The organism is Paenibacillus castaneae, assembly GCF_002884445.1.
Classification (GTDB): domain Bacteria; phylum Bacillota; class Bacilli; order Paenibacillales; family Paenibacillaceae; genus Pristimantibacillus; species Pristimantibacillus castaneae.
Map to the genome: position 1 here is coordinate 2390314 of NZ_KZ614144.1, position 26721 is coordinate 2417034.

The window sequence follows — 26721 nt, forward strand, 5'->3', positions numbered from 1 at the left end:
TTGTTGCTGTTCATTAATCCTGTCTGCTTCCGCCAACAAAGATCATAATGTATCTAACCAGTTCCAGCAAGGAGAGAAGGGCGGCTGCTACATAAGTTAAAGCTGCGGCATTAAGCACCTTCGCTACACCGCGTTCTTCATTATTTGTGATAAAGCCTTCAGCTACCATAATGTCTCTTGCTCGGTTGCTGGCGTTAAATTCCACGGGCAGCGTAATAACCTGGAATGCTACGGCAACCGAGAAGAAAATGATTCCAAGTCCGATTAAATTTAAATAAGAGAATAAAATACCTGCTATGAATAAGAATGGTGCGACTCCAGAAGCGAAATTTACGACTGGGAAGATGCGATGACGCAGAACAAGCATCGGATAGTGCTCAGCGTGCTGTATGGCGTGTCCGACCTCGTGACAGGCAACTGAGACTGCGGATATTGTGCTCTCGTAATAAACAGGCTCTGACAAGCGGACAACACGGTGAATCGGATCGTAATGGTCAGTCAATGCGCCGGGAACAGGTTCTATAGCAATATTATGCAGGCCGTTGGAATCCAGCATGCGGCGAGCGGCCTCGTAACCGGTGATGCCGGTGCTCGCTTGTACTTGAGACCATTTCTTGAAGGTGCCTTTCACTCGGAATTGTGCCCAGATGGTTAGAATGAAAGCGAGTATGATTAGAATGTAAATATACATAATACTTATTCCCCCAATATTATGAAGTGTATTTATAGTTACATGAGTGAGCTCTTGTTAATAAGGAGCATAATGGCTTCAATGCAAGCGGCTGTCTGCGGCATAAGACGCGTGTAAAGGTGATTCGCTTGCCGCGGCTTCAGCTTATTAATTACAGGCTCCAGCTCTTTCACTTCTCGTTCGAGCTGAGTCAAATGAAGCTGCAAATCATTTAGCTTGCGGGATACCTGCTCCTCTGGAGTAACTTTGCTCCAGCTATTAATCGCGGCCTTGATCTCATCTAACGTATATTTATCTTTTTTCATCTCTTCAATACGTTCGAGCCGCTGCAAGGTTTCAGGAGAATAAAGACGGTAATTTTTGGCTGAGCGCTCCGCGGGTTCAATTAAACCAATTGAAGTATAGTAATCAATTGTCCGTGCACTGATTTGTGCAAGCTTGGACAGCTCCCCGATTCGGTACATTTCTAGGACCCTCCATTCTTTTCGTTTTCATTTTCTTCTATAGAAGGAGAATTTACAAACGTTGTTTTATTATTTCGCTTACTTCTATACCACATATGATAATAGGAAAGTAACCATACAGTCAAACGTGTTACATGACTATGTAACTAGTTCTAGAAATATACCCCATTACTTGAAAATGCGAAAGATCAAACCTTATTAAGGTGAGTTTTTGGTTTGAATGACTTAAATCCTTAACATTCGTGTTAGGTTTACTCCCAATCGTTAGATTTTTTTTAAAAAATACACGAAAACTTATTGTCAAAAAGAGTTCATCTGACTATAATGACAATATGTCTTTCCTTTCATGTAAGTAAACATAACACTTAGGGAGTGGTTTGTAATGATTAAGAAAACGATGTTAGCTTTAGGTGTTTTCACCGTACTTTTTCCGTTGATGGCGTATGCTGAAGATCCATCTACAGCAACGTTAGATATGGGACTAAACTCACTATGGGTTATGCTTGCCTTTATTCTCGTCCTACTTATGCAAGGCGGTTTTATTCTGCTTGAAGCAGGATCAACTCGTATGAAAAACGCTGGCCACGTAGCTGGAAAAACAATATTCACAACAGGCTTGGCAGCACTCATATATTGGGCATTCGGATATGGCATGGCGTTTGGCGGCGACAGTTCATTCAATGCCATGTTCGGCTGGGGCGACTTCTTCTTCAATCCCTCCATTACAGCAGTTCAAGGCGATAGTTACCCAAGCACGGTATTCTTCTTATTTCAACTAGCTTTTGCTGCTGTATCTCTGTCGATCGCATGGGGCGGATTTGCAGAAAGAGCTAAGCTCTCCTCTTATATCATTTTTACATTATTTTTTGTAGCTATTATTTACCCCACGGTTGCTCACTGGATTTGGGGCGGCGGCTGGCTTGCTGAAGATGGAGCGCAAGACTTCGCAGGTTCAACTGTTGTTCATTTAACAGGTGCGCTTGCCGCATTTGCAGCTACTGTATTACTTAAACCACGGATTGGCAAGTTTAACAAAGACGGCTCTGCGAATGAAATTTTGGGTCATAACCAAGTTTTTACTGCGCTTTCGGTTTTGCTGCTGTGGGTAGGCTGGTTCGGCTTCAATGCAGGAAGCACGGTAGCGATTGGCGATGGGTTTTTCGGATTTGTAGCTTTTAACACGATGCTTGGAGCAGGTGCGGGCGGTGTAGCAGCGCTTTTAATTTCTTGGGCAGTTACCGGCAAAGCAGATATAACGGCTATGCTCAACGGTACACTTGCAGGTCTCGTTGCCATAACGGCATCCTGTGCCTTCGTTGATCCTTGGGCTGCAGTTGTTATTGGTCTTGCAGCTGGTGTGCTCGTATTCTATAGCGTGAAATTTTTCGAGAAAATAAAGGTTGACGATCCGATTTATGCGCTGTCGGTTCACGGCGCTGCAGGTGTCTGGGGAACAATTGCTAATGGTATTTTTGCAACGCAGGCTCTAGCTGACAAGGTTGGCGTAGGTACAGGCGGTTTAATCGATACAGGCAGTTGGAAGCAGCTGTGGGTACAATTTGAATCCGTCTTCGTAGTAGGTGCATTCGTACTAGTCGCATCCTTCCTGGTTCTTGGAGTAATGAAAATGATTATGGGCTTCCGCGTAACGGAAGAGCAAGAAATTATCGGACTTGACCTGAGCGAGCACGGCGCTTATGGTTATCCTGAGCACATGAAAAAAGCAGATTCAAGCATTCAAGGATAATGATAGCAAGCATGAAGGACTGGCCGAGAGGAGAGGGCGTCGCATGAATGATCCAATGCAGTTGCAACTGCTGAAGGGCATCGGCTCTGCCGATTGCATGGATGAGCTGCGGAGCTTGCGGGATCAAGTACACGATCAAATGGAGACTCTTCTCTATAAATGTCCGATTGAACCGTATAATGAGCAATTGAATGAGGTACATGACGCTGTTATTCAGCGTTCCATCATCCTCGCAGAAGCGGAAATGGCACGGGCGGGGAAGGGTTCTCCTCCCGTGCCTTATGCGTATATATTGTTCGGCAGCGGAGGTCGGAGAGAGCAAACATTGTCTAGCGACCAAGACAGCGGAGTTGTCTACGAGGATCCTGTGTCTGATCTAGAGATCATACAGCAATATTTCAAGGAGTTAAGCAACATCATTGTCTGCCATCTTCAAGAGGCAGGTTATCCGCCCTGTGAAGGAAATGTGCTGAGCAGCAACCCGGAGTGGTGCATGTCACAATCTGCTTGGGCAGCTAAGCTGAATGGGTGGTTTGAAGAGCCGACATGGGAAGCAGTTCGTTACTTGCTCATTATGGCGGATTCCCGCTGTGTTTATGGGGAGGCCTGGCTTGTGGATGAGCTAAAGGACTTGTTTTTTATCGATATGCTGAATCATTCCGTTATCGTGAGAAGAATGCTTGAAAATACGCTGCGGCATAAAGTGCTTATTGGCATTTTTGGACAGCTGTTGAAGGAACCGTATGGTCAGGATGCAGGCAGCTTAGACATCAAATATGGTGCTTACATTCCGATGGTTAATTCCATCAGGCTATTGTCCATTCAACATGGAATTCGTGAAACTTCTACATTGGCGAGAATGAAAAGGCTTATGGAAGCGGGTAAGCTCTCTGAGGTTGATGGGACATTATACGAGGGTGCATTTCGATTATTCGTAAGACTGCGGCTTATGTCGACTGAGATTAGGGTGAATGGATTATATTCAAGCAGCGGTAAATTGTCCAGCAGCAAATTGACAAAGGAAATTACCGATGAATTGAAGAGCAGTCTGCGTCTAGGCAAGAAGCTGCAGCGTGCGGTTTTCAAGCAAACAATGGGCAGGCTTACTTAGGCGGTGATATAGAAATGAAGGAGCCAAAAGGCGTTGGCCGCATGTGGAATTTATATAAAATGGGGGGATTTACGCCTGCCATCGCTTCTATGCTAGGCTCGACAAATGCGCAGCAGATGGCATTTATTCGTAACATTAATAAAGAGCAGCGTAAGCAGTCAATGCTGGATATGCCAATAACCGAGCTTGAAATAGTCGTATTTGATCTGGAGACGACAGGCTTCAATCCGATGAACGGTGACGAAATCATTTCATTCGGCGCTGTATTAATGCGCGGCGGTGAGCTCGAAGAAAGCCAATCCTTTTACAGTCTCGTTAATCCGAAGCGGAAGATTTCACGAGCGATTGTCGAGCTAACGGGCATTACGAATGATATGGTGCAGGACGCACCGGAACTGATGCAGGTGCTTCACGATTTTATGGATTTTGTGGGGAGACGCTTGCTTATCGCACATGGAGCTGGACATGATAAGCAATTTCTGAATGCTGCTCTTTGGCGAACTTCAAAAATAAATTTGAACCATCGTGTGCTAGACATGATGATGGTCGCCAAATGGCTGGAGCCTAAGCGCGAGAGCTACAGCCTGGATGATTTGCTGATAAGCTGCGGCATACCCATTAAGGAGCGGCACCATGCTCTGCAGGATTCACTTATGACAGCTAGGCTGTGGCAAAATTATATGGCGCGCATATTGGAACGGAACATTACAACGCTAGGAGATTTATATGCTTATTTAAGCAAGCACTAGCTGCATGGGGACGAAAGCTCCTTGTACGCGGCGGTAAGGCATAACCTGTGGTGCTTCAGCGTCTTCAAGGGAGACTATCCAATAGGAAAGCTCTGAAGCAGGCAAGAATCCTTCGGTATCGGAGGAGGATGGAATAGCAGGTGTTGTAGGGTGAGAGTGGAACAAGCCGACAAGCGATTGTCGGTTTTTTTGCATTTCGAAATAAGCCGCAGTCCATTCGATTGGATCGAAAGAAAAAGCATGGGAAGGATTAATGTGTGTGTTTGTAATCGGAATGATCGTATCAATAATTGGAAAGTGAATAATGCCGTTTGTTTCTGACTGATCAGGGTATGCGAAGCTGCTGGCTGCAATGCCGCAAGCCTCGCTCGGGGCTGCTTCTCTGCAAATTTGAATAAGCTGATCGTAGACTGCTTTCGTCATATAACCTTTCGGCTCCTGAGCAAACATTGAAACGCCTCCCAATAGGATTGATTTATAAAGTCAAGTATAACGGAACGTCGTCACAGGTGCTAACTCTATATCCGATAATGGGTATGAACGTACCTTTTAAGACCAAGAATACAGTATTAGGTGACGTTTTTATGGCTAAAGTGTCCTGTGTATTGAGCTTGAATACGGTGCGTGATACCATAAGCTTTAAGACATGAGGGAAATAAAGCATGAGAAGGAAGGAAAGCGATGAAACGGATCATAACACTTTTTATTATTGCTTTTGTGTTTGCTGGATTGGCTGTGTTTCAATATACAAAAAACACACCTGATGCGTTAAGCATTGCTGCTCCTGCTGCGGATTTTAAGCCTAAAGCCGGCTTCGAAGCGACGATCTTTAAGCTTCCTGCGCTAAATGAGCAAACCTATCAGATTGGCGGTAAACAGCCTAAGCTTAGCTTTGTTAACTTTTGGGCATCGTGGTGCGGCCCTTGCGAGCTGGAAGCGCCGGATTTACAGCGTTTGAGCGAACAATATGGGGATAAAATACAGATGTATGGCGTTAATGCGACGAAATATGACAAAGAACGCTCTGCACGTGAATTTGTTGATGAGTATGAATTTACATTCCCTATATTGATGGATCGAGTAGGCGATGTTACGAAGCATTATAAAGTTGACACCTTTCCAACAACGTTTCTCATTGATAGCGAGGGCGTTATAAGAGAACGGATTAATGGTGTTATACCTTATGAAGAATGGGAACGTTTGCTGAAGAAGTGGATGTAAGAAAGAAAGGGCCGCATTCGCGACGAAATATCGCGATGCGGCCCTTCTTTGGCCTATTGATTAATGAGACCGATTCGGTCCAATGGATCTACTTGGATGCTGTCAACCTTATCCATGCCGAGGAGAGCGTAACGTATGCTGTCTACCAGCGCTTCCCAGCTCGCTTCGATTACATTGCTGGAGACGCCGACCGTGCTCCATGTATTGTCCAGCCCGGTTGATTCAATAAGAACTCGCACTTTACCTGCTGTAGCATCCTTCTCGTCAATGACACGAACTTTATAATCGGATAGATGGATTCGTTCGATGTTGGGATAAAACTGAACGAGAGCTTTGCGCAGCGCGTTATCGAGCGCATTAACCGGTCCGTTGCCTTCGGCGGCGGTGTAAACCTGCTGTCCGCCTACATTTATTTTTACGATGGCTTCTGAAGCCATATGGCCATTCTTTTTCTCGACATGCATTTTGAAGGATTCAACCTGGAATACTTCCGTAGTCTCTCCGCCAAATGCCTCTCGCAATAAGAGCTCTAAAGAAGCGTCAGCGCCTTCAAACTGATAACCCTGATGCTCAAGCTCTTTAATCTGATCCATGATCAGCTTTGTTTTTTCGTTATTCGCATTAACATCAAGACCAAGCTCTTGAGCTTTGGATATAATATTGCTTTGCCCTGCAAGCTCAGACACAAGAATACGCTGCTTATTGCCAACAAGCTCAGGCTGAATATGCTCATAGGTCTTCGAATCCTTCATAATGGCAGATACATGAATCCCGCCCTTATGCGCGAATGCGGCATTGCCGACAAAGGCTTGACCGACTGGCATATGAACATTGGCGATTTCACTTACGTAACGCGCTGTTCCGGTTAAGGAACGAATCTTTTCTTCCGGAAGCACGTCATAGTTCATCTTGATCTGAAGGTTCGGGATAATGGAACAAAGATTGGCATTGCCGCAGCGTTCGCCATATCCATTGATCGTTCCCTGCACTTGGCGAGCGCCCGCACCGACGGCAGCAAGCGCATTGGCTACTGCAAGCTCACAGTCATTATGAGTATGGATTCCGATCGGTGTCGATAATTCCTGTGTCACTCGCGTTACGATATCGTGAATTTCACCTGGCAGCGTGCCGCCATTCGTATCGCATAGAACGAGCCAATTAGCTCCAGCATCCTGTGCTTTTCTTAAAACGGACAATGCGTATTCCGGGTTGTTTTTGTAGCCGTCGAAAAAATGCTCAGCATCAAACAAAGCTTCCATGCCGTTCTGTTTTAAGAATGCAACGGAATCATAAATCATGGAAAGATTCTCATCTAAAGTCGTTTGCAGGGCGGTATGTACATGGAAATCCCATGATTTTCCCACAAGTGTCGCGGCAGGAACGCCTGATTCGGCGATGCGTACGAGGCTTGCATCCTGCTCAGCCAAGCTGTTTTTACGGCGCGTGCTTCCGAATGCGGTTATTTTTGCGTTAAGATTGAATGCTTTAATCCTTTGGAAAAACTCAATATCCTTACTGTTGCTTCCGGGATTTCCGCCTTCAATATAATGAACGCCCAACGCGTCGAGCTTCTGGGCAATTTTTAATTTATCATCCGCCGACAGGCTAATCCCTTCGCCTTGTGTACCGTCACGCAGCGTCGTATCGAAGATCGAAATAATTTTTGTCATAATGGGGACGCCTCCTTCACTCTTAGCCAATTCAAATCATAATTTAATATTATAACACTTGTTGTTGTGAAAGTAGAGAGGGAGAAACAATTTTTGTCATCCAATTTATCTGTTCGTTGACTTGCCCTTATTGGAATTGTATGCTGATGGTGATTAATGATAAGAAAGCTTATTGTTCTAGAATAGGCGGTGCAGCATACAATGATGACAAATGTGGATAAGCATTATCCGGCGAAGGGCCGAGTTATTATTCATTTAGATATGAATGCCTTCTATTGCTCCGTGCATGAAGCAGAGGAACCTGAGAAATATAAGGGGAGGCCGACCGCAGTATCGGGCAGCGTGGAACAGCGCAAGGGCATTTTGGTTACATGCTCTTATCCGGCTAGACGCAAAGGAATTAAGACGGGAATGACAGTAAGACAAGCGCTTAAGCTCTGTCCCGAGCTCATTTTAATTAAGCCTGATTTTAATTTGTATCGCAAATACTCACATGGATTTATGTCCGTAGCCAGGCAATACACTCCGATGGTTGAGGCTGTTTCAATTGATGAGTGCTATATGGATATTACAGGCTCCAAAATGTTCGGTTCACCGCTTGAGATCGCAGCTTCTCTACAAAATCGAATTCAAAAGGAATGGTCCTTGCCTTGCTCCATTGGCTTAGCTCCGAACAAACTGCTCGCTAAGATGGCATCCGACATGAAGAAGCCGAACGGTCTCACGGTGCTTCGCATTCGGGATGTTAAGCATGTATTATGGGATAAACCTTGCGATACACTGTTTGGCATCGGTAGGAAGACGGCCGAAAAGCTGGAGAAGCTGAATATACGGACGATCGGACAGCTGGCGGACACTGACGAAATGGTTCTCAATAAGCATTTTGGCGTAATGGGATCATGGATGAAATCTGCTGCTTTCGGCATTGATCATTCGGAAGTTAATCCAAACCGGGAACGAAATAAGTCCATTGGCCATACGACAACGCTTCCTAATGACATTACAGCTCGCGAGGATGTATTCCGCGTTCTGCTTAACTTATCCGATCAAACTGGAAGAAGGCTGAGAAGACAGAAGCTGGTTGCGACAACCGTCCAAATAACGATCAGAAAGCCAGATATGACGACGATTACCCGTTCGCATACGCTGGATGCGCCAACACAATCAACTGACGATATTTATAGAGAAGCATGTCAGCTTTATGATAAGCATTGGAAGAGCGGTGGTGGCATTCGATTGCTCGGCGTTACGCTGCAAAATTTATCTCTCTTGGAGGAGTCTGCGCTGCAGCTTGATTTGTTCAACTATGAACAGCAGCCTCGCAAGGAAGCATTAACGAAAGCGATGGATAAGCTAAGAGATCGTTTTGGCGAGGACGCAGTGTTAACGGCTGGAATGCTTGGCGATGATCCTTCAACCTTAATAAGGAATAAACGAATTCGCGGTACATCCTTGCAAAAGGATGATAGTTTGTTATATATTGATGAGTGAAGCTTGACTGTATAGAGACGAGATTATTCCGTATTTTTATTTAGGAGGGAATTTCCATGGGTAAATTTACCTGGGTTGAGAAAGATACTTGCATCGCTTGTGGAGCTTGCGGAGCTACTGCTCCTGACATTTATGATTATGATGATGAGGGTCTGGCTGAAGTTATTTATAAGGCTGACGGAAATACAGGCAACACTGAGATTCCTGAAGATTTATTTGATGATTTGCAGGACGCAGCGGATGGCTGTCCAACTGATTCAATCAAAATAGCTGACGAACCATTCAATTATTAATCTTCCATAGCAATCATGAGCTCCTACTCGCAAGTTTCAGCTGCGAGCAGGAGCTTTTTTCTGTTATCAGGGCAGGGAATGATCACAGAATTGCAATGAAAGTCCTTTCCTGCCGATATAGTGACTATACATCATGCAAGCAGGGAGGATAAGGGATGGACTCTCCAGAGGATATGTTTTATTTGAAGCAATTTGTGAAGAAGCATCCTGATAACCGAATGGGCTGGTATTTGCTCGGCAAGCAATATATGCTGGCGGGCAAAGAAGGGAAAGCTAATTACTGCTTCATACAGGCGGGTGAGGTATATGATGCATTCGAGCATGAAAGCCATCCGTTATCAGAAAATCAGCTACAATTGCTAAAGCAGTGGGAAAAGCAGCAAAACAAGAAGAAGCTTACAAGACGTACGATGTTGTTAGCTGGTTCGCTCTTGCTTCTTGCCATGCTTATACCCGCTAACGGGACCGTACATAATGAACAAGCGCAGCAACCAATAACGAGCACACAAGCCGATGTACCACAAGTTGGAGTTGTATACGTGCCGAAGAAAGAGCTATATCCCATTGGGCATGCCTGGAACAATATGATGTCAGCTGGCACTGAGTTGCCCCTGCTGACAATTGCGGCAAAATTGGAAGAAGATACAGGCTGGCGGAAATGGACGGGTAAAACGAAGCTTTTGATGAGTGTTGAGAGAGGGATGAATAGAGAAGCGCTGCAGGTAAGCATGCTGGACCGAGAAACCTGCTCCTGCGAGCCTGCTGATGCCTCCGCCATTGCAGATAAATACAAGCAATGGAGTAAGCAGCAAGAGACGCATTGGACGCTTGCAAGCGCAATCTATCACTATGAGCGCAGAAATAAGAAATGGCCTGAGAAGCTGGATGACCTCATTCGACCCTATCCTAATAATGTGTTAGCTGGTGAGCGTGAAGGAATGAGAGAGATGTTCGCTGGTGTTGTAAAGAAGCTGAAATATTCGCAGGCGCTTAAGAATGGATTAGCTGACCCTGATGACTTAGAGTCTATGGATCAACAGCAGAGTGATCGGGATATCCTGAAGACGAAGTCTGCGACATTGATTGTTGGTACGAACGGAATGCTGGATAAACAGTGGAGTCAGCCTCTTGAGATTGTCGTGGATAAAGCAACCTATAGTCTAGCAGTCGTTCAAGGCAATATTATTGTTCGAAGCTTCAAGGTGGGGCTCGGAGGTGATGAAACACCCGAGGGCAGCTTCTATATCAGTGAGAAGGTGAAAAATCCGAACGGGCGTGATGACGGCATATTTGGCAGCAGAGGGATGACGCTGTCTAATACACTGTATGCCATTCATGGAACCGATGATCCCCGCAGTATAGGCAAGGACGAATCGCTTGGCTGCGTTCGCATGAAAAAAGACGATGTGGAAGAGCTGTTTGATATCGTACCGCTAGGAACGGTTGTTAAAATAAAAAACGGGACGCTTCCATCCAGCGCGCAGCCTTCAGCCGAAAGATTCAAGCTGGAACCGCGGCAGAACGAAACCAATCCCGTCAAAACGTATAAATGGCTTTCGTAAATGAATTACGAGGAGACGATCAGAAGCACAGCGACTGCGATAACGACAACGCCAACAATGGCGCCGACCCAGATCAACGCTTTCTTGTTTACTTCTTCCTTCGGCTTCACTTTCATCGTTGCCGGTTTTCTTTTTGCTGAACTCATGGACAATCAACCTCTCTATCACATAGTCAAATATAGTATGCTCTCATTGTAATCGTTTTCTATAGAAGCCGCAATATAAGGGAGGCTTGTACCTTGGGTGCAAGCTCTTTTCTTTTTGATTCAAAAAAGTTAAAATGACAGAATAGTACCTACATCCCAGAACGGAGTGAGCAAGTTGCTTTATTCTTCAATTTTGAAGCCTATTTTTTTTCGGATGGACCCTGAAAAGGCGCATCACCTCGTTATAGACGGTCTGGCGGCAGGAGGCAAAGTGCCAGGACTGAATGGTATAATGAATGCAATGTACGGCGTAGCGAAGTCGCCTGAGCTTGCAACGGAGCTGTTCGGTTTGCACTTTCCTCATCCTGTAGGACTTGCTGCTGGCTTGGACAAAAACGGCAAGGCAGCAGACGGCTTCTCCAGCGTTGGTTTCGGATTTGCTGAAGTGGGAACCGTAACTCCAAAGGGACAACTAGGCAATGATCAGCCGCGATTATTCCGTCTACCTTCTGATGAAGCGCTAATTAATAGGATGGGCTTTAATAATGACGGAACGGCGGCTATGGCTAAGCGTCTGGCCCGCCGCAAAATCAGCCGCATTCCTGTCGCTGTAAATATCGGCAAAAACAAAACGACGCCTAACGAGCTCGCACATGAGGACTACCAGACTTGTATTAGAGATTTATATGCTTACGGTGATTTTTTTGTAGTCAATATCAGCTCTCCGAACACCCCTGATTTACGTGATTTACAGCATGGTGATGAGCTGAGAAGACTGCTAAGCTCCGTTAATCAGGAGATAATTACGCAAGCGTCCAAATCAGGAAAGAAAGCAAAGCCGGTTCTTGTTAAAATTGCGCCGGATATGACGGATGAGCAGCTAGCGCTTACCGTTGATACGATAATGGAAAGCGGAGTATCAGGAATTATTGCGACGAATACAACTTTATCGCGAGAAGGACTTGGGCATGCGAATGCAAGAGAAGCAGGAGGTCTTAGTGGCAAGCCGCTGAAAGACCGCTCGACTGAAGTTATTCGCTCTGTATACCGCCAGACAGGTGGGCAGCTGCCAATAATCGGCTCGGGAGGCATCTTCACGGCACAGGATGCATACGATAAAATCCGCGCTGGAGCATCATTGGTTGAAATTTATACGGCGCTTATTTACAAAGGGCCCGGGGTGCTTCGTGAGCTGACGAATGGACTAAAGGAATGTTTACATAGGGATGGTTACCGCAATATTGCAGAAGCAGTAGGGGCAGATCATCGTTAAGAACAGGAGGAGGCCGGATGGACGGTAGAGACTGGAATCTATTTTTACAGCCTTATGAACAAGCGGTTGAAGAGCTTAAAGTGAAATTTAAGACGATGCGAGTGGAATTGAAGATAAGAGAAGCTTATGCGCCGATTGAATTTGTTACCGGCAGAGTAAAGCGGATTTCTAGTATATTGGAGAAGGCCAAGCGTCTGAATGTTCCATCGCATCAGTTGGACACCGGTATAGAAGATATTGCGGGCATTCGGATTATGTGTCAGTTTGTAGATGATATCCACAGGGTAGCAAGCTTGATTCGCAGTCGCAGAGATTTGACGCTCGTATACGAGAAGGATTACATTACACACTTCAAAGACAGCGGCTACCGCAGCTATCATATGATTGTGGAATACCCTGTTCAGACGGCTCTCGGGTACAAAATTGTGCTTGCCGAAATACAAATCCGCACATTGGCAATGAATTTCTGGGCTACGATTGAGCATTCCTTGAATTATAAATTTAAAGAAAGCCTGCCGGAGGACGTGCGTGAGCGCTTGAAAAAAGCAGCAGAAGCGGCATCCCAGCTCGATACGGAAATGACCAGCATTAGGCAGGAAATATTGGATGCGCAAACCGAGTTTGAGGAGCAATCCAACGTCGTTTCTAAGGTGCTGAAGGGCATTCAGGATTTGTATTTCTATCATCGCGTTCGCGAGGCGGCGCAATTTCAAATGAGATTCAACGAGAGGTTCGAGAAAGAGGATTATCATGGGCTGAATCAATTATCGCTTGATATTCAAACAGCTATCGGCAAAGCCAAAAAAGGCAATCAAAATTAATGAAGGCTCGATAGGAGTCTTAATGCATAATAAAAGGGTATCCCCTTAGTTATAATCGTGGGGATACCCTTTTTGCTGTTGTGACTAGTTTCTGGATTTCTTTGGCTTGTAGGAAGCGTCTATTGCGTCACGAATCTCATCGGGGGACTTGCCTTGCTTATTTAGCGCAAGGACATCCTCCATCTCTTTTTTGCATATGCCGCAGCTTGTGCTGTGATTTGTCCAGGTTACGCTGCCATCATCCGCTGAATGCTCCGCCAAATAGCAGCGAAGGAGTGAGTCATGCGGTGTTTCAACAGCTAATCCGTCCATACAGCCGCAGTAGCAGTTAATGCCGCTCATTAGATCCATATGATCATGAACCTGCTTGTACAGATCGGATGTATGAGGAGTGTAATCGGAAAGAAAAGTCGGCAGCTTGTCGAAGGAAGCGGTTGTTTCCCAAGTTTCGGAGCCATGCATATGTTGAGCGCCAGCTTTGTCGTCCTTCGAAAGGCTGCATGCTGTAAGCACGGTAAAGAACGCAAATACGAGCAGTAATGCATATACAAGGCTCCGAATATGCGAGCCGGATTGCTCTTCACCAGTATGTTCCACCGTTATGCGCTCATCATTTATCAATTGGCCACAGCTCCTGAATATTTGTTGAAGAACTCTCTGAAATCATCCAATGAATAGCCTGATCCTGGTGCGCCTTCAGCAAGGCCGCCTTCTAATCGAGCTACTTCTACTCCGTCTTTGAAATAGGCAAGCGTAGGTGTGTACTCAACGTTGTATTTGTTGAAATAGCTTGGGAACTCCCGTAAATTGAACTGAGGCAGATCAATGCCAAGCTCCTTAACTAAAGGCATTAATTGCGGCGTCGTATGCATGCAATGGCTGCAATCGGAAGCAAACATATAAACGAAGAAATCTTCCTTGTCAGCAACCTTCTTGTCCAATTCCGCCGGTAATATGATATTCTGATAATTAGGGTTATCCAGCAGCTTGCGTGTTTCCGGATTTAGTTGGGATACAGGCTTGTCATATAAAGCATTTACCTTACCGTTGTTATTAATTACAAAAATTGCGCCGAACAGAATAATAATGATACCGATGTACACATAAATCATTTTGATCTTGCTTTTCTTTTTCATTCGTATGACTACCTCCGAAACGTGTTTTAGGTGGACCTGCAAATACTGAACGGCATGTCCTTACTTTTCTATATTATATAACAAAGCTGAATAAGTATGAAAGAGCAGCAGAAGCATTAATAATTGGCAGGAGGAAGTCAGCATGAACGGCTATTTGCCACAACATTTCACTGAAAAAATGGAAAAAATTCTTGGTCATGAATATGACAATTTCATGTCATCTTATGATGCACCGCGAGTTTATGGGCTAAGAATCAACCGACTTAAATTGGATGTTCAAGCTTGGAAGCAGCTATCTCCGATGGGCGGCGATGTTCGTTCCATTCCATGGGCAGAGGATGGGCTTTATTACAAGGAAGGCGAACGGCCAGGCAAGCATCCACATTATCATGCTGGCCTTTACTATATACAGGAGCCTAGCGCAATGGCGCCGGTTGAGCTTCTTGACGTACAGCCTGGTCATCGCGTACTCGATTTATGCGCTGCTCCAGGCGGGAAATCAACACAGATCGCAGGGAAGCTGCAAGGCAAAGGCTTGCTGGTGACGAATGACAACGCAAAAGAGCGCACGAAAGCATTGGCCAAAAATATCGAGCTTGCAGGTGTTCGAAATGCGGTTGTTCTGAACGAAGAGCCGGCTGCACTGGCTCCTGTATTCAAGGAATATTTTGACCGTATTCTGGTGGATGCGCCTTGCTCTGGAGAAGGGATGTTTCGCAAAGATGAATCCATGATTGCGGAATGGGAGAAGCATTCCGTTCAGCGCTGTTCCACCATGCAGCGCGATATATTGCGAATTGCGGGCTCCATGCTGGCGCCAGGCGGCCTTCTAGTCTATTCCACATGTACATTCTCGCCGGAGGAGAATGAGCAGCAGATTGCAACATTTTTGGCAGATAATCCGGATTTCCAAGTTCTAAAGGTGCCTAATCGCTTTGGCTGGCAGCCGGGAAGACCGGATTTGGTGCCTGTGACGGTCCAGCTTGAGGCAGATCGTCTGCAAAGCATTGAAGGAACCGTAAGGCTGTGGCCGCATCATATTGAAGGAGAAGGCCATTATGTTGCCGTGCTGCGACGTGAAGGTGAACGTCCGCCATTTGAAGCAGCTGCCCATGCGGCATCAGAAAGTTTACAAATGAGCAGCCGTAATGTACCGCTTGGCAAAGCAGTCACTGCCAATGGCGGAAGTCTGAAGCGCGAATCGTCGCGAAATGCTGGAAAACAGGGAGATAAGCGGCAGGATCATAGAGAAGAGCGGCGTGAAGCGAAGCGTCAGACCAAAAAAGAATGGCTGAACGCTGGCGTAGCTAAACCTTTGGCTAAACGAGATGCCATTGAACGTACTCGATCCGAGGAGGAAGCTAACCCGATCGATTTATGGCGTGAGCAGTCGGAGCAATTTGCTATTAATGCGGCAGCTTGGCCGGGACGAGCTGTTGCTTACGGCTCGCGGATATATATTCAACCGGATGAGCTGCCTTCGCTTGATGGTTTGCGCGTAGTTCGGGCAGGCTGGTATGTTGGGGAGGCTAAACGGGGCAGAATCGAGCCTTCGCACCCACTGGCTATGGGACTCACGCGCGAGGAGGCCGTTCGTTCGGTCAATTGGTCCTCTGATGATCCGCAGACGCTCCGTTTCCTTAAAGGGGAGACGGTCTTCGCGTCGGATTCAGACATAACGCTGTGTGAAGGCATGCCTCTTAAAGGCTATGTACTCGTGTGCGCGGACGGGTTCCCGATAGGATGGGGCAAATATGCTGGAGGCATGATCAAAAATGAGCTGCCGGCAGGATGGAGATGGATGTAAGATGGGCAAACGAATACGAGTAGACAAGCTGCTTGCACATATGGGCTGCGGTACCCGCAGTGAGATTAAGAGAGCGGTTAAGCTTGGAAAAGTGACCGTAGAAGGTAAAATAATTAAAGACAGCGGAATCATAGTAGACCCTGATCATGCAATTGTATCTTTTGAGGGAGTGCCCGTTGTTTATCGCGATACCGTTTATTTCATGCTCAATAAGCCGCAGGGTGTCATCTCTGCGACAGAGGATGGCCGTGAGCGGACCGTTATTGACTTGCTTCATGCGGATGATCGGCTAAGGGAGCCATTCCCTGTTGGAAGGCTGGATAAAGATACTGTTGGCTTGCTGCTGCTTACGAATGATGGGCAGCTTGCACATGAACTGCTATCACCGCGCAAGCATGTGGCGAAAACCTATGAGGCAACTGTCCAAGGTAATGTAGGGGAAGAGGACATCGATCAATTCAAGTTAGGTGTCACGCTTGATGATGGGTATGTAACGCTGCCAGCCGACCTGCAAATTATCGATCGAGAGCAGCGGGACAATGAAATGTTCTCCTTGATCTCACTTACGATTACAGAAGGCAAGTTTCACCAAGTGAAAAGAATGTTTGAAGCAGTGGGGAAGAAGGTCGTATACTTGAAAAGAGTGTCGATGGGGCCGCTTAAGCTGGATGAGACATTGCCTGAGGGTTCTTATCGTGAGCTGACTGAGGATGAGGTAGAGCAGCTTCGTCTGCACAGACGGGCTGCGGAATAAGGTTTTTAATAGTAGACTTGCGGAACTAAACAAAAATAGAGATAAAGGGCAAGGGATAGGAGAGATGTAACATGAGTCTGAAATATGATCTTATTGCATTAGATGTAGACGGCACCTTATTGACCGATGATCATGTGCTGACGAAAGAAATTCGCGATACTGTGCGAGAGGCAGCCGATTACGGCGCACAAATCGTTTTATGTACAGGGAGAGGCCCGTCAGGAGCAATCCCTATTCTAGAGGAGCTTGGATTAGGCGGTACCGTTATTACACATAACGGAGCGGCTACAATTAATGCGGATAATCGGTCGGTATTACACCAGTTCGATATGATGCCTGAGCAATTGTTGGCTTTTATCGACTATTGCCGTGAGAAAAGCATTCATTTTGATGTGAATACCGCATTTGAGATGATGGTCGAGAGCATGTCTTCGGAAGCAGAAGCGATGTATCATCGTTTCCAAGCGAATCCTGCTGTTCAAGACTTTCGCCTCGGCTTGCCTGAGGGCTTAGTCAAATTTACGGTATTTGGGAGCAAAGAGGAAATGGATTCCGTACAAGCGGAATGGGAAGGCTGGCCGATGACTCTCAAGTCGATTCGCAGCGGTGATTTCTTTATTGATGTTCACCATGCTGAGGCGAACAAAGGGAAAGCATTGCAGCAGCTGGCGAAAATTCGCGAGATCGACTCCAGCCGAATTCTTGCGATAGGCAATTATTATAATGATGTTACAATGCTGGAATTTGCCGGTATGGGCATTGCCATGGGCAATTCACCTGACGCGGTCAAGCTGGCGGCTAATGCTGTTGCTCGCTCAAACAGCGAGGATGGCGTAGCTTATGCGCTTCGTGAGTATGCATGGGCTTAAAAGGAAAAACCGTCGGGGCTCGAGTAAAGCTTCGGCGGTTTTCTTGTTTTAATTACAGTTGGCGGCGTGCAGAGGGTGAATCTAACATGCAATAAGCTAATGTGCTGCAGAAGTGCAGCAGATGAAGTGCGGAGCGGCATTGGAGAGGTGAATGTGCTGCAGAAGTACATCACATGGGGCGCGAAGCTGCGGTTAAGCGTCTAATGTGCTGTAGAAGTGCAGCAGATGGAGTGCGGAGCGGCATTGGTGAGGCTAATGTGCTGCAGAAGTGCATCACATGGAGCGCGGAGCTGCGGATGAGTAGCTAATGTACTGCGGAAGTGCATTACATGGAGCGTGGAGTGGCAGTTGAGTGGTGAATGTGCTGCAGAAGTGCATCACATGGAGCAAGGGGCGGCGGTTGAGAGACTAATGTGCTGCAGAAGTGCATTACATTGAGCACGGGGCGGCAGTTGAGTAGCTATTGTGCTGCAGAAGTGCATTACATGGAGCGCGGAGCTGCGGTTGAGTAGCTAATGTGCTGCAGAAGTGCATCACTTGGAGCTCGTTGCGGCAGTTGAGCGGTGAATGTGCTGCAGAAATGCATGAAATGGAGCTCGTAGCGGCAGTTGAGTAGCTAATGTACTGCAGAAATGCATCGCATGGGGCGCGAAGCTGTGGTTAAGCGGCTAATATGCTGCAGAAGTGCAGTAGATGGAGCTCGTAGCGGCAGTTGAAAGTGAATGTGCTGCAGAAGTACATCACATGGTGCTCGTAGCGGCAGTTGTGTAGCTAATGTACTGCAGAAATGCATTCACATGGAGCTCGTAGCGGCAGTCGAGCAGTGAATGTGCTGCAGAAGTGCAGTAGATGGAGCGCAGAGTGGCAGTTAAGTAGCTAATGTACTGCAGAAGTGCATTACATGGAGCACGGAGTGGCAGTTGAAAGGTGAATGTGCTGCAGAAATGCATGACATGGAGCGCGGAGCTGCGGTTGAGAGGCTAATGTGCTGCAGAAGTGCAGCAGATGGAGTGCGGAGTGGCAGACGAGCCGTAAATGTAATACAGAAAGAAACAAGAAAAAAGGCATATGCGCTTGCGCATATGCCTTTCATTTGGTTATTAACGGTTGCGTCCTCCGCGTGGCTTGCCTGCTGAGCTGCCGCCGCTTGAGTTTTTGTGTCCGCCAGCTTGCGAATTACTCCGTCCGCCTGCGGATGAATTACCGCGTTGTCCACCGCGTCCACCAGCTTGGGCATTGCCGCGAACGGCTCCGCGTGACTCAACGCGTCCAGCAATATTAGCTTTGCCGCGCGCCGCTGTCCAAGGGCTGTCCACAGCATCTGCTCCACGTCCTGCAACGTGCTCATCGCCACGCGGGCTGCCGAAACCAGCGCGTCCCGTGCTGCGTTCGCCGCCGCGACCAGCGCTGCCACGGTTATCGGTGCGTTCACCACCGCGACCTGAACTGCTGCGGTTATCGGAGCGACCAGCACCACCGCGATTATTAGTACGTTCACTGCTGCGACCGGAGCTATTGCTGTTTTCAAAGCGTTCGCCGCGACGTGCGTTCCAGCCTGCACTTTCGCCACTATTTTCGGATGCTTGTGCAATCGACTCTGTATTTCTTTCGTTCCGTCTTCCAGAAGAAGCAGGACGTACAGTCTCGCGTTGGCCTCTGCGGCCACCCGGCTTGGCAAACCGATCCTGCGTACCGGATTGGTCGCGACCGCCGCGGCGTCCGCCGGATTGTGGTTTCCCATTGCCGCTGCGAGTGCTGTTTTTGCCGGAAGCGCTGCGGCCTCTCTCAGCACGTTCACCTGACTGTGAACGGACGGATGTTTCAACGCCTTCACTGTCGATCGAACGGCGTGTGAGCTTAGCGTTAATGCTTTGCTCAATCAGAATTAGATGATTCTTATCATAAGGAGTAGCAAGCGTGATTGCTGCGCCTTCTTGTCCAGCGCGGCCCGTTCTTCCGATACGGTGGATATAAAGCTCGCCATCCTGCGGCACATCGTAGTTGTAAACATGTGTTACACCTTCGACATCAAGACCGCGTGCGGCTACATCGGTTGCGACAAGTACTTGCAATCGCGCATCTCTAAACCGCTTCATAACCTGTTCCCGCTTCGCTTGTGTCAAATCACCATGCAGCTCATCGGATTCAATGCCAAGCTCCTGCAGCTCTTTGTTCAACTTCTTCGCACGCACCTTCGTGCGGCAAAAAATAACAGCCAGATAAGGTTGGTGGCGCTGAAGCAATTGTACAAGCGTTTGCTGCTTGCTTCTATCTGTTGTCTCATAAACGATTTGCGTGATGCTGTCGAGCGTTACGTTCGTGCTGCGTACACGAATATCGGCAGGTGTTTTCATATATTCTGCTGCTAATTTACGGATTGCATCCGGCATAGTAGCAGAGAAAAGCATCGTTTGACGCGCTTTAGGCGTTTGCGTGATAATACTTTCAACATCAGGCAAGAAGCCCATGTGAAGCATTTGGTCGGCCTCATCGAGAACAAGCATTTGCAGCTTGCCAAGGTTAACGGTTTCACGTTTCATATGATCGATAAGTCGCCCTGGTGTAGCTACGACAATATGAGGCGCGCGCTGCAGCTTGCGAATTTGCGCATCTACGTCTTGGCCGCCGTATGCTGCCAGAACAGTAGCGCCTACACCAGACACCAGCTTCTTAAGTTCACTCGTTATTTGAATGGCTAGCTCCCTTGTCGGTGTTAAGATGAGAGCTTGCACCTGCTCTTTTTCAACATTAATTCTTTGCAAAATAGGCAGCGCAAACGCAATCGTTTTGCCTGTACCTGTTTGTGCTTGAGCAATGACATCCTGCCCATTAAGAAGCAGCGGAATGGCTTGCTTTTGAACCGGAGTCGGCTCTGTAATTCCATCTTGTTGAAGCAATTCGCTTAACTTGGGCGATATCCCCAGAGCGTTAAATGCGTTAGACATTAATATATTTCCTCATTTCGTTTACATCGTTTGATGTTAAGTATAACAGGTTGTCCTTATAATGTGCATCTTTACTTTACATATGCTATGCTAAAAAACAACATTAGAGCAGCAGAGGAATGATAAATAATGAATGGTACAGAGCGCTCAGCGATTAAATCAGGGCTAGAGGTAGATATTGTATTAAAGCAAGATCAACGTACAGGCAAGCTGACACGTGGTGTCGTGAAAGATATTTTGACCAATTCCCCGAAGCATCCGCATGGCATAAAAGTTAGGTTGGCCGATGGGCAGGTAGGACGCGTTAAAAACATCATTGGTTAAGGAAATGCTTACGAAGCTAGTTTTGTTACACAAAACTTGAAGGAGCGTTGTTATGGCTTTCGGTATCAAGAGGGAAGAGATGGAGAGGTGGAAGGAAGCGGTCGCGCGAGGAGAGATCGCCTTCTTAACTCATTATTGGCTTGACTCGCGATTTCCGGATATGAGGACGGTGACAAAGGTTGGATGTGCCGACATGGAGAAGCTGTCCCATTGGTGCCGTGAGAATGGTCTCAATCCTCGTTATATCCATGCTCGATCAGAGTATCCGCACTTTGATCTGCTTGGTCCTATGCAGCGAAAGGTGCTTCTGCAAGCGAAACAACTGGAACAGCTTGAGCGGTTTGGGCTTCTGTAATCATATATGTATTGAAAGGCTGCTCATTGAGCGGCTTTTTTTGTTTGCATTCAAAGTGATCTCGATAATAAATAGCAAATCCTATATGATAGAAATAATTTCAAATTCAATCAAACAAAACAGGGGAGGGGTACTAGCTATGAGTGCAGAAAAAGAGCAGCTTCTGCGGGAATTTGGCATATGGATATCATTTGTTACGGATTTAGGGAAATACGACGAGACGATATGGGATCAGCATGTTGATGTAGGGAAATGGACCCTTCGCGAGATTACGGCTCATATTTTGCGCTGGGATGATTATTTCTTTGAAGCAGCCATTGCAAAAATAGAAGCGGGCTTGCCTCTTACTCTTAAGCTCTTGAATTTTGATGAATTTAATGAAGAGGCAAAAAAATATGCGAAAACAATAGATCTTAAAGAACTGAGTAGGCAAGCTGTACGCAGCAGGAAGCGGATAATAGATACGATAGCTAGTCTGCAAGAGGAGCAGTATAAAGCAGCTTATCAGGATGCGGACGGTCTTCCTTTTATAATCGACAAATATTTGAAGGATTTTTTTTGGCATGATCAGCATCATATTGAGCAGATGAAGCATCGCATTCATTTTCGGATTGAGGAAATGAGCTTTAATGGCTGGCCGGCGTTGCAGACGGTCTTGTATGATGGCTGGCTGCTCCGCTTTGCTGAGGGCTATACGAAGCGTTCCAATTCCATTCAAGCTATATACGGAAACACGTTAGAGCTTGAGCATAAGATAAGATCGTGTGAGCGGCTTTATCAGCGGGAGGGAACTCGAACTGTTTTTAAAATGACACCATTCATTCAGCCCGCCTCTCTGGACGAGGAGCTGGCTTTGCGCGGCTATGAGCTGCTTGATCCTACACTTGTCAAAACGCTGCATCTTGACCATGTCAAGTTACCTAATCAAGCTGATATTTGGATGGACAACGAAATCTCTGAGGCATGGCTGGATACTAATAGGGTATTCAATAGACTAACGGAGGAGCAAAGTCTGGTAACTCAAAAAATGCTGGAGTATTCGCCTTTAGAGAAATGCTTTGCTATATTGCATGATAACGGTATACCTGTTGCTAGTGGACTTGCTGTAATCGAGGATGGATGGATTGGACTTTATGACATTGTTACTGACTCCGAGAAGCGGAATCGCGGCTACGGTGAACAGCTTATTTTGCATATTTTGCAATGGGGTAAAAGCAGGGGAGCGAAGTATGGCTATTTACAGGTTGTAAAAAATAATGCCCCCGCCAATCGGCTCTACGAAAAAATAGGCTACGAACTGCAGTACGAATATTGGTATAGAGCCCAGCAACCCAACCATATTCCGAATCATTTAGTCTAAACCTAAAGTGACTAGTTTCACTATTTGTTACTAGCGCGAATGTATTTCTGATTATGGTCGCAAATTCACAGTCAGAATAGACTTTTAAGCGCGTAGTGGAAAGGCTTTGTGCTTGTATCAATAATAATGGTTTACTTGACACTGGACCGTGCGGTCTTTATAATCGAAGTAATGATTTTTTACATATGAAGCGTAGAAGAGGAACAGTAATTTCGTGTGTGAGGCCTAGAGAGCCGGCGATTAATGGTGCAAGCCGGACCTGCAGCGGAATGAAGCTCGCCTTGGAGCTGTGCGACAATGTATCGATGCTGGACATTGGTACGAAAACGCACCGTTTGGCCTGCGATAATGGCGACAAGTGAGTGATGGGCAAAGCATGCCTGCCGCTAACTAGGGTGGTACCACGGGAGAACAACCTCTCGTCCCTAGCGATAACCGCTAGGGACGAGAGGTTTTATGTTTTTTTAGGGAAGAATTATGAGGAGGACATTCACAGATGAGTCAAGAACAGCAATTTCATGGCTATAATCCGCTTGTTGTCGAGCCGAAGTGGCAGCAATATTGGGATAAGAACAAAACGTTTCAAACAACAGAGGACGCGGATAAACCTAAATTTTATGCGTTAGATATGTTTCCATATCCTTCGGGAGCGGGTCTGCACGTAGGACATCCAGAAGGCTATACGGCTACGGATATTGTTTCTCGTTACAAACGCATGAAGGGCTATAATGTGCTTCATCCAATGGGCTGGGATGCTTTCGGCTTGCCGGCGGAGCAGCACGCGCTTGATACGGGACAGCATCCGCGTGATATTACGTTTAAAAACATCGATAATTTCCGCAGACAAATTAAATCGCTGGGCTTCTCGTATGACTGGGATCGTGAAATAAGTACGACAGATCCGGAATACTACAAATGGACGCAATGGATTTTTATCCAATTGTATAATAGAGGACTTGCATACGTAGCTGAAGTGTCTGTGAACTGGTGCCCAGCGCTTGGAACGGTGCTTGCCAATGAAGAAGTTATTAATGGTCTAAGCGAGCGCGGGAACCACCCTGTTGTCCGCAAGCCAATGCGCCAATGGATACTAAGAATTACTGAGTATGCGGAGCGCTTGCTGGAAGATTTAGAAGAGCTGGACTGGTCGGAGAGTATCAAGGATATGCAGCGCAACTGGATCGGAAAATCGAAGGGTGCTGAAGTAACTTTCGAGATTGATGGTCATGATGCAGCGCTTGTCGTTTTTACAACTCGCCCTGATACTCTGTTTGGTGCGACATACTGTGTATTGGCGCCTGAGCATGAGCTTGTTGCGAAAATTGTAACAGCGGAGCAAAAATCGGCTGTCGAGGCATATCAAGAAGCAGCGGCCCGCAAGAGCGACCTGGAACGTACAGACTTGGCTAAAGATAAATCCGGCGTATTTACAGGTGCTTATGCGATTAATCCTGTAAACGGTGAGAAAACACCGATTTGGATTGCTGATTATGTATTAGCCGGTTATGGAACTGGAGCAATCATGGCTGTACCAGGCCACGACGCGCGTGACTGGGAATTTGCTAAACAATTCGACCTTCCTATTGTGGAGGTTGTGCAAGGCGGAGATATTTCGAAAGAAGCTTATGCAGGCGATGGACCGCATGTAAACTCTGATTTCTTGAATGGATTGAACAATGAGGATGCAATTGCGAAGATGATCGAGCATCTGGACGCTTCGGGCAAAGGCAAAGGGAAGATCACTTACCGCCTGCGCGATTGGCTGTTCAGCCGTCAACGCTATTGGGGAGAGCCGATTCCTATTCTTCACTTGGAGGACGGCACAATGAAGACGGTGCCTGAGGATCAGCTTCCATTACTGCTGCCGGATGTCGATGCCATTACGCCATCAGGAACAGGCGAATCTCCGCTTGCTAATGTGACCGAATGGGTCAATACAATCGATCCGGAAACCGGCATGAAAGCGCGCCGTGAAACGAATACGATGCCGCAATGGGCAGGAAGCTGCTGGTACTACTTGCGTTTCATCGATCCGAAAAATGATAAACAATTATGCTCGCCAGAGAAACAAAAGCAATGGCTTCCTGTTGACTTATATATCGGCGGCGCCGAGCATGCCGTGCTTCATTTGCTGTATGCCCGCTTCTGGCATAAGGTGCTTTATGATATCGGTGTAGTAGATACAAAAGAACCGTTCTATAAGCTCGTCAACCAAGGCATGATTCTTGGCAATAACAACGAGAAGATGTCGAAGTCACGCGGCAACGTCATTAACCCGGATGATATCGTTAATGAATTCGGTGCTGATACTCTTCGGATGTATGAAATGTTTATGGGTCCGCTTGAAGCTACGAAGCCTTGGAACACGAACGGCGTAGAAGGAACGTACCGCTTCCTGAACCGTGTATGGCGTTTGTTCGTCAATGAAGACGGCAGCATGAACGCTAAAATCGGAGCAGGCGATACGAGTGATGCATTCAAGCGCACATGGCACCGTTCGATCAAGAAGGTTACGGAGGACTATGAAGGATTGCGCTTCAACACCGTAATCAGCCAGCTTATGATTTTCGTAAATGAGGCTTACAAAACGGATGTATTGCCGCAAGCGGCGATGGAGCAATTTGTACAATTATTGTCTCCGATTGCACCGCATATCGCCGAAGAGCTTTGGGAAAGATTAGGCCGCAGCGATTCACTAACGTATTCTGCATTCCCTTCGTATGATGAAGCTTGGACAGTCGATCAGGAAGTCGAGATCGTTGTGCAGGTTAATGGTAAAATCGCAGATCGCGTATCCATCGCAGCCGGCATGGATGCAGCTGAAATGGAAAGCCTTGCGAAAGAGCTGGAGAAAGTGCAAGAGTTGATCGCAGGTAAAACAATTCGTAAAGTAATTGCCATCCCAGGCAAGCTTGTCAATATAGTAGCCAATTAGTGCAAATTGAAGAGGTGAGCGGGCATTAGCTGAAGAACAGCTATTGTCCGTTCACCTCTTCGCCTGTAAATGCGATGGAAACCTTTGCTAAGTCTTCATTGAATTTGGCATGGGTTGTGCGAATCAGCTCAGCAAACACTCCCTCTGTTTCACTGCGGAGAAGATTTAATGCTTTCGCGGTTATACCGCCAGGGACAGCAACACGCTCCTGTATTTGTGCTGGTGTTAGCCCGCCTTCGGTAAGCAGCATGCCTGTTCCGAGCAGCATGGCACTTGCAACGCGCAGCGCTTCATCTCGTCCAATGCCTGTTTCCTCAACCGCAGCATCAACAAATTGCTCCAGCAAAAAAGAAATAAAGGCAGGACCGCAGCTCGATAGATCAGATACGATGCGCGTGTAGCTCTCATCGATTCTGAGGGGCTCGCTTATATGGGACAGCAATGCTTCCAGCTGTTCTTTATCTTCCTCCTGAATGGACTGGCCGTATATGCAAAGTGAAGCTCCGCTCCATACATAGTTCGTAATACTAGGAATAACCTTCGCAACCTTGCAATTTAACTCGCCCTCTAAATGGGAGATAAGTACCGGGCTTGTAATTGAAACGACAATTTGCTGCGGCTTAATTACCGATTTTATATCATCAACGGCGCTTTTGAATTCCAATGGTTTTACGCATAGAAAGATGATATCACAGCCAGCAGCGGCTCCAGCATTCGTGAATTCTGCTCTCATGCCGGAATAGCGGTTGGCTAGAGCTTGCGCTTTGGCAAAAGTTCGGTTGCTGATGGCAACTTCTGTTGGTGAAAGTGCGCCTGACGCAATAAAAGCTTCAATGAGCAGGCTTCCCATTGTGCCCGTCCCGATAAATCCGACATTCATGCTGAACCCTCCTATAGGTTTCGCTGATGCAAAACCATTTTCAACGCCATATCCTTCTAGCAAGCGCCTTTAAATAGCATGGCAAAGGATCAGTGCGCAATTCGTGTGCTCTCTTAC

At 46.7% G+C, this 26721-nt stretch carries 27 protein-coding genes and 1 other annotated feature; of the genes, 18 read left to right on the forward strand and 9 right to left on the reverse strand.

Going from position 1 to position 26721, the window contains the following annotated elements; translation table 11 throughout:
* Window positions 1–13 precede the first annotated feature (13 nt).
* Entirely contained in the window at window positions 14–694 is a 681-nt protein-coding gene (locus tag CEF13_RS10190) for a zinc metallopeptidase (RefSeq protein WP_244917151.1), read from the reverse strand.
* A gap of 35 nt (window positions 695–729) precedes the next feature.
* Window positions 730–1155, reverse strand: coding sequence for a MerR family transcriptional regulator (locus CEF13_RS10195; protein ID WP_102710574.1), 426 nt, complete (start codon window positions 1153–1155; stop codon window positions 730–732).
* Window positions 1156–1537: 382 nt separating this feature from the next.
* Here CEF13_RS10195 and CEF13_RS10200 point away from each other — a divergent pair, with 382 nt between their 5' ends.
* Genes CEF13_RS10200 through CEF13_RS10210 form a run of 3 tightly spaced genes read left to right on the forward strand, consistent with a single transcriptional unit; the run spans window position 1538 to window position 4762 of the window.
* Window positions 1538–2902, forward strand: coding sequence for an ammonium transporter (locus tag CEF13_RS10200; RefSeq protein ID WP_102710575.1), 1365 nt, complete (start codon window positions 1538–1540; stop codon window positions 2900–2902).
* A 43-nt stretch (window positions 2903–2945) separates the two neighbouring features.
* A complete protein-coding gene (locus tag CEF13_RS10205) occupies window positions 2946–4013 on the forward strand; it encodes a DUF294 nucleotidyltransferase-like domain-containing protein (RefSeq protein ID WP_102710576.1) in 1068 nt (355 codons plus the stop codon).
* A gap of 14 nt (window positions 4014–4027) precedes the next feature.
* Entirely contained in the window at window positions 4028–4762 is a 735-nt protein-coding gene (locus CEF13_RS10210) for a 3'-5' exonuclease (protein WP_102710577.1), read from the forward strand.
* On the opposite strand, the gene CEF13_RS10215 is transcribed toward CEF13_RS10210, so the two are convergent.
* Window positions 4748–5212, reverse strand: a complete 465-nt coding sequence (locus CEF13_RS10215) for a M67 family metallopeptidase (protein WP_102710578.1) — start codon at window positions 5210–5212, stop codon at window positions 4748–4750. The two genes, CEF13_RS10210 and CEF13_RS10215, sit on opposite strands and share 15 nt — an antisense overlap.
* Window positions 5213–5443: 231 nt before the next feature.
* On the opposite strand from CEF13_RS10215, the gene CEF13_RS10220 reads away from it, so the two are divergent.
* Window positions 5444–5983 (forward strand): TlpA family protein disulfide reductase, encoded by a 540-nt coding sequence (locus CEF13_RS10220; RefSeq protein WP_102710579.1) that lies wholly within the window; start codon window positions 5444–5446, stop codon window positions 5981–5983.
* Between the two features lie 53 nt (window positions 5984–6036).
* Here the strand turns inward: CEF13_RS10220 and cimA are convergent, their stop codons facing one another.
* Window positions 6037–7653 (reverse strand): citramalate synthase, encoded by a 1617-nt coding sequence (gene cimA, locus CEF13_RS10225; RefSeq protein WP_102710580.1) that lies wholly within the window; start codon window positions 7651–7653, stop codon window positions 6037–6039.
* A gap of 204 nt (window positions 7654–7857) precedes the next feature.
* Here cimA and CEF13_RS10230 point away from each other — a divergent pair, with 204 nt between their 5' ends.
* The 3 genes from CEF13_RS10230 to CEF13_RS10240 all read left to right on the forward strand — a co-directional run bounded on the left by CEF13_RS10230 (window position 7858) and on the right by CEF13_RS10240 (window position 10999).
* The gene (locus tag CEF13_RS10230) at window positions 7858–9144 is read left to right on the forward strand and encodes a DNA polymerase IV (protein ID WP_102716326.1); all 1287 of its coding nucleotides are present in this window, start codon (window positions 7858–7860) and stop codon (window positions 9142–9144) included.
* A gap of 56 nt (window positions 9145–9200) precedes the next feature.
* Window positions 9201–9437: a ferredoxin gene (locus CEF13_RS10235; RefSeq protein WP_102710581.1), complete on the forward strand. Its 237-nt coding sequence runs from the start codon at window positions 9201–9203 to the stop codon at window positions 9435–9437.
* 155 nt (window positions 9438–9592) lie between these two features.
* Complete coding sequence (locus tag CEF13_RS10240; protein ID WP_102710582.1) at window positions 9593–10999, forward strand: L,D-transpeptidase; 1407 nt, start codon at window positions 9593–9595, stop codon at window positions 10997–10999.
* A gap of 5 nt (window positions 11000–11004) precedes the next feature.
* Here CEF13_RS10240 and CEF13_RS28745 read toward each other — a convergent pair whose 3' ends face one another.
* On the reverse strand, window positions 11005–11145 hold the full coding sequence (locus CEF13_RS28745) for a hypothetical protein (protein ID WP_166742818.1): 141 nt from the start codon (window positions 11143–11145) through the stop codon (window positions 11005–11007).
* 175 nt (window positions 11146–11320) lie between these two features.
* On the opposite strand from CEF13_RS28745, the gene CEF13_RS10245 reads away from it, so the two are divergent.
* Together CEF13_RS10245 and yjbM are read left to right on the forward strand one after the other, a co-directional pair.
* The gene (locus CEF13_RS10245) at window positions 11321–12418 is read left to right on the forward strand and encodes a quinone-dependent dihydroorotate dehydrogenase (RefSeq protein ID WP_102710583.1); all 1098 of its coding nucleotides are present in this window, start codon (window positions 11321–11323) and stop codon (window positions 12416–12418) included.
* Window positions 12419–12435: 17 nt separating this feature from the next.
* The gene (gene yjbM / locus CEF13_RS10250) at window positions 12436–13239 is read left to right on the forward strand and encodes a GTP diphosphokinase (RefSeq protein WP_102710584.1); all 804 of its coding nucleotides are present in this window, start codon (window positions 12436–12438) and stop codon (window positions 13237–13239) included.
* An 84-nt stretch (window positions 13240–13323) separates the two neighbouring features.
* Here yjbM and CEF13_RS10255 read toward each other — a convergent pair whose 3' ends face one another.
* Together CEF13_RS10255 and CEF13_RS10260 are read right to left on the reverse strand one after the other, a co-directional pair.
* Window positions 13324–13860 carry a PCYCGC motif-containing (lipo)protein gene (locus CEF13_RS10255; protein ID WP_166742824.1) on the reverse strand — a complete coding sequence of 179 codons (537 nt, stop codon included), beginning with the start codon at window positions 13858–13860 and terminating at the stop codon, window positions 13324–13326.
* Window positions 13857–14375 (reverse strand): thioredoxin family protein, encoded by a 519-nt coding sequence (locus CEF13_RS10260; protein ID WP_102710586.1) that lies wholly within the window; start codon window positions 14373–14375, stop codon window positions 13857–13859. The genes CEF13_RS10255 and CEF13_RS10260 overlap by 4 nt, the downstream gene beginning before the upstream one ends.
* A 142-nt stretch (window positions 14376–14517) precedes the next feature.
* Here CEF13_RS10260 and CEF13_RS10265 point away from each other — a divergent pair, with 142 nt between their 5' ends.
* The 5 genes from CEF13_RS10265 (at window position 14518) to CEF13_RS29440 (ending at window position 18113) form a co-directional block, all read left to right on the forward strand.
* Entirely contained in the window at window positions 14518–16182 is a 1665-nt protein-coding gene (locus CEF13_RS10265; protein ID WP_102710587.1) for an RsmB/NOP family class I SAM-dependent RNA methyltransferase, read from the forward strand.
* 1 nt (window position 16183) lies between these two features.
* The gene (locus CEF13_RS10270; protein WP_102710588.1) at window positions 16184–16936 is read left to right on the forward strand and encodes a pseudouridine synthase; all 753 of its coding nucleotides are present in this window, start codon (window positions 16184–16186) and stop codon (window positions 16934–16936) included.
* Between the two features lie 71 nt (window positions 16937–17007).
* Window positions 17008–17805, forward strand: coding sequence for a Cof-type HAD-IIB family hydrolase (locus CEF13_RS10275; RefSeq protein ID WP_208414532.1), 798 nt, complete (start codon window positions 17008–17010; stop codon window positions 17803–17805).
* A gap of 75 nt (window positions 17806–17880) precedes the next feature.
* Complete coding sequence (locus CEF13_RS29435; protein WP_280531298.1) at window positions 17881–18009, forward strand: hypothetical protein; 129 nt, start codon at window positions 17881–17883, stop codon at window positions 18007–18009.
* Window positions 17979–18113, forward strand: coding sequence for a hypothetical protein (locus tag CEF13_RS29440; RefSeq protein ID WP_279588883.1), 135 nt, complete (start codon window positions 17979–17981; stop codon window positions 18111–18113). The genes CEF13_RS29435 and CEF13_RS29440 overlap by 31 nt, the downstream gene beginning before the upstream one ends.
* Window positions 18114–18905: 792 nt before the next feature.
* Here the strand turns inward: CEF13_RS29440 and CEF13_RS10280 are convergent.
* Window positions 18906–20750 (reverse strand): DEAD/DEAH box helicase, encoded by a 1845-nt coding sequence (locus tag CEF13_RS10280; RefSeq protein ID WP_102710589.1) that lies wholly within the window; start codon window positions 20748–20750, stop codon window positions 18906–18908.
* A gap of 129 nt (window positions 20751–20879) precedes the next feature.
* Between CEF13_RS10280 and CEF13_RS10285 the strand changes: the two genes are divergently transcribed.
* The 4 genes from CEF13_RS10285 (at window position 20880) to leuS (ending at window position 25724) form a co-directional block, all read left to right on the forward strand.
* Window positions 20880–21074 carry a YwbE family protein gene (locus CEF13_RS10285; RefSeq protein ID WP_102710590.1) on the forward strand — a complete coding sequence of 65 codons (195 nt, stop codon included), beginning with the start codon at window positions 20880–20882 and terminating at the stop codon, window positions 21072–21074.
* Between the two features lie 52 nt (window positions 21075–21126).
* Complete coding sequence (locus CEF13_RS10290) at window positions 21127–21429, forward strand: hypothetical protein (protein WP_102710591.1); 303 nt, start codon at window positions 21127–21129, stop codon at window positions 21427–21429.
* 139 nt (window positions 21430–21568) lie between these two features.
* Window positions 21569–22789: a GNAT family N-acetyltransferase gene (locus tag CEF13_RS10295; RefSeq protein WP_166742825.1), complete on the forward strand. Its 1221-nt coding sequence runs from the start codon at window positions 21569–21571 to the stop codon at window positions 22787–22789.
* A gap of 184 nt (window positions 22790–22973) precedes the next feature.
* Window positions 22974–23219: a binding site (T-box leader), on the forward strand.
* A gap of 66 nt (window positions 23220–23285) precedes the next feature.
* Window positions 23286–25724, forward strand: a complete 2439-nt coding sequence (gene leuS, locus CEF13_RS10300; protein ID WP_102710593.1) for a leucine--tRNA ligase — start codon at window positions 23286–23288, stop codon at window positions 25722–25724.
* Window positions 25725–25764: 40 nt separating this feature from the next.
* Here leuS and comER read toward each other — a convergent pair whose 3' ends face one another.
* Window positions 25765–26604 (reverse strand): late competence protein ComER, encoded by an 840-nt coding sequence (gene comER, locus CEF13_RS10305; RefSeq protein WP_102710594.1) that lies wholly within the window; start codon window positions 26602–26604, stop codon window positions 25765–25767.
* Window positions 26605–26721 lie beyond the last annotated feature (117 nt).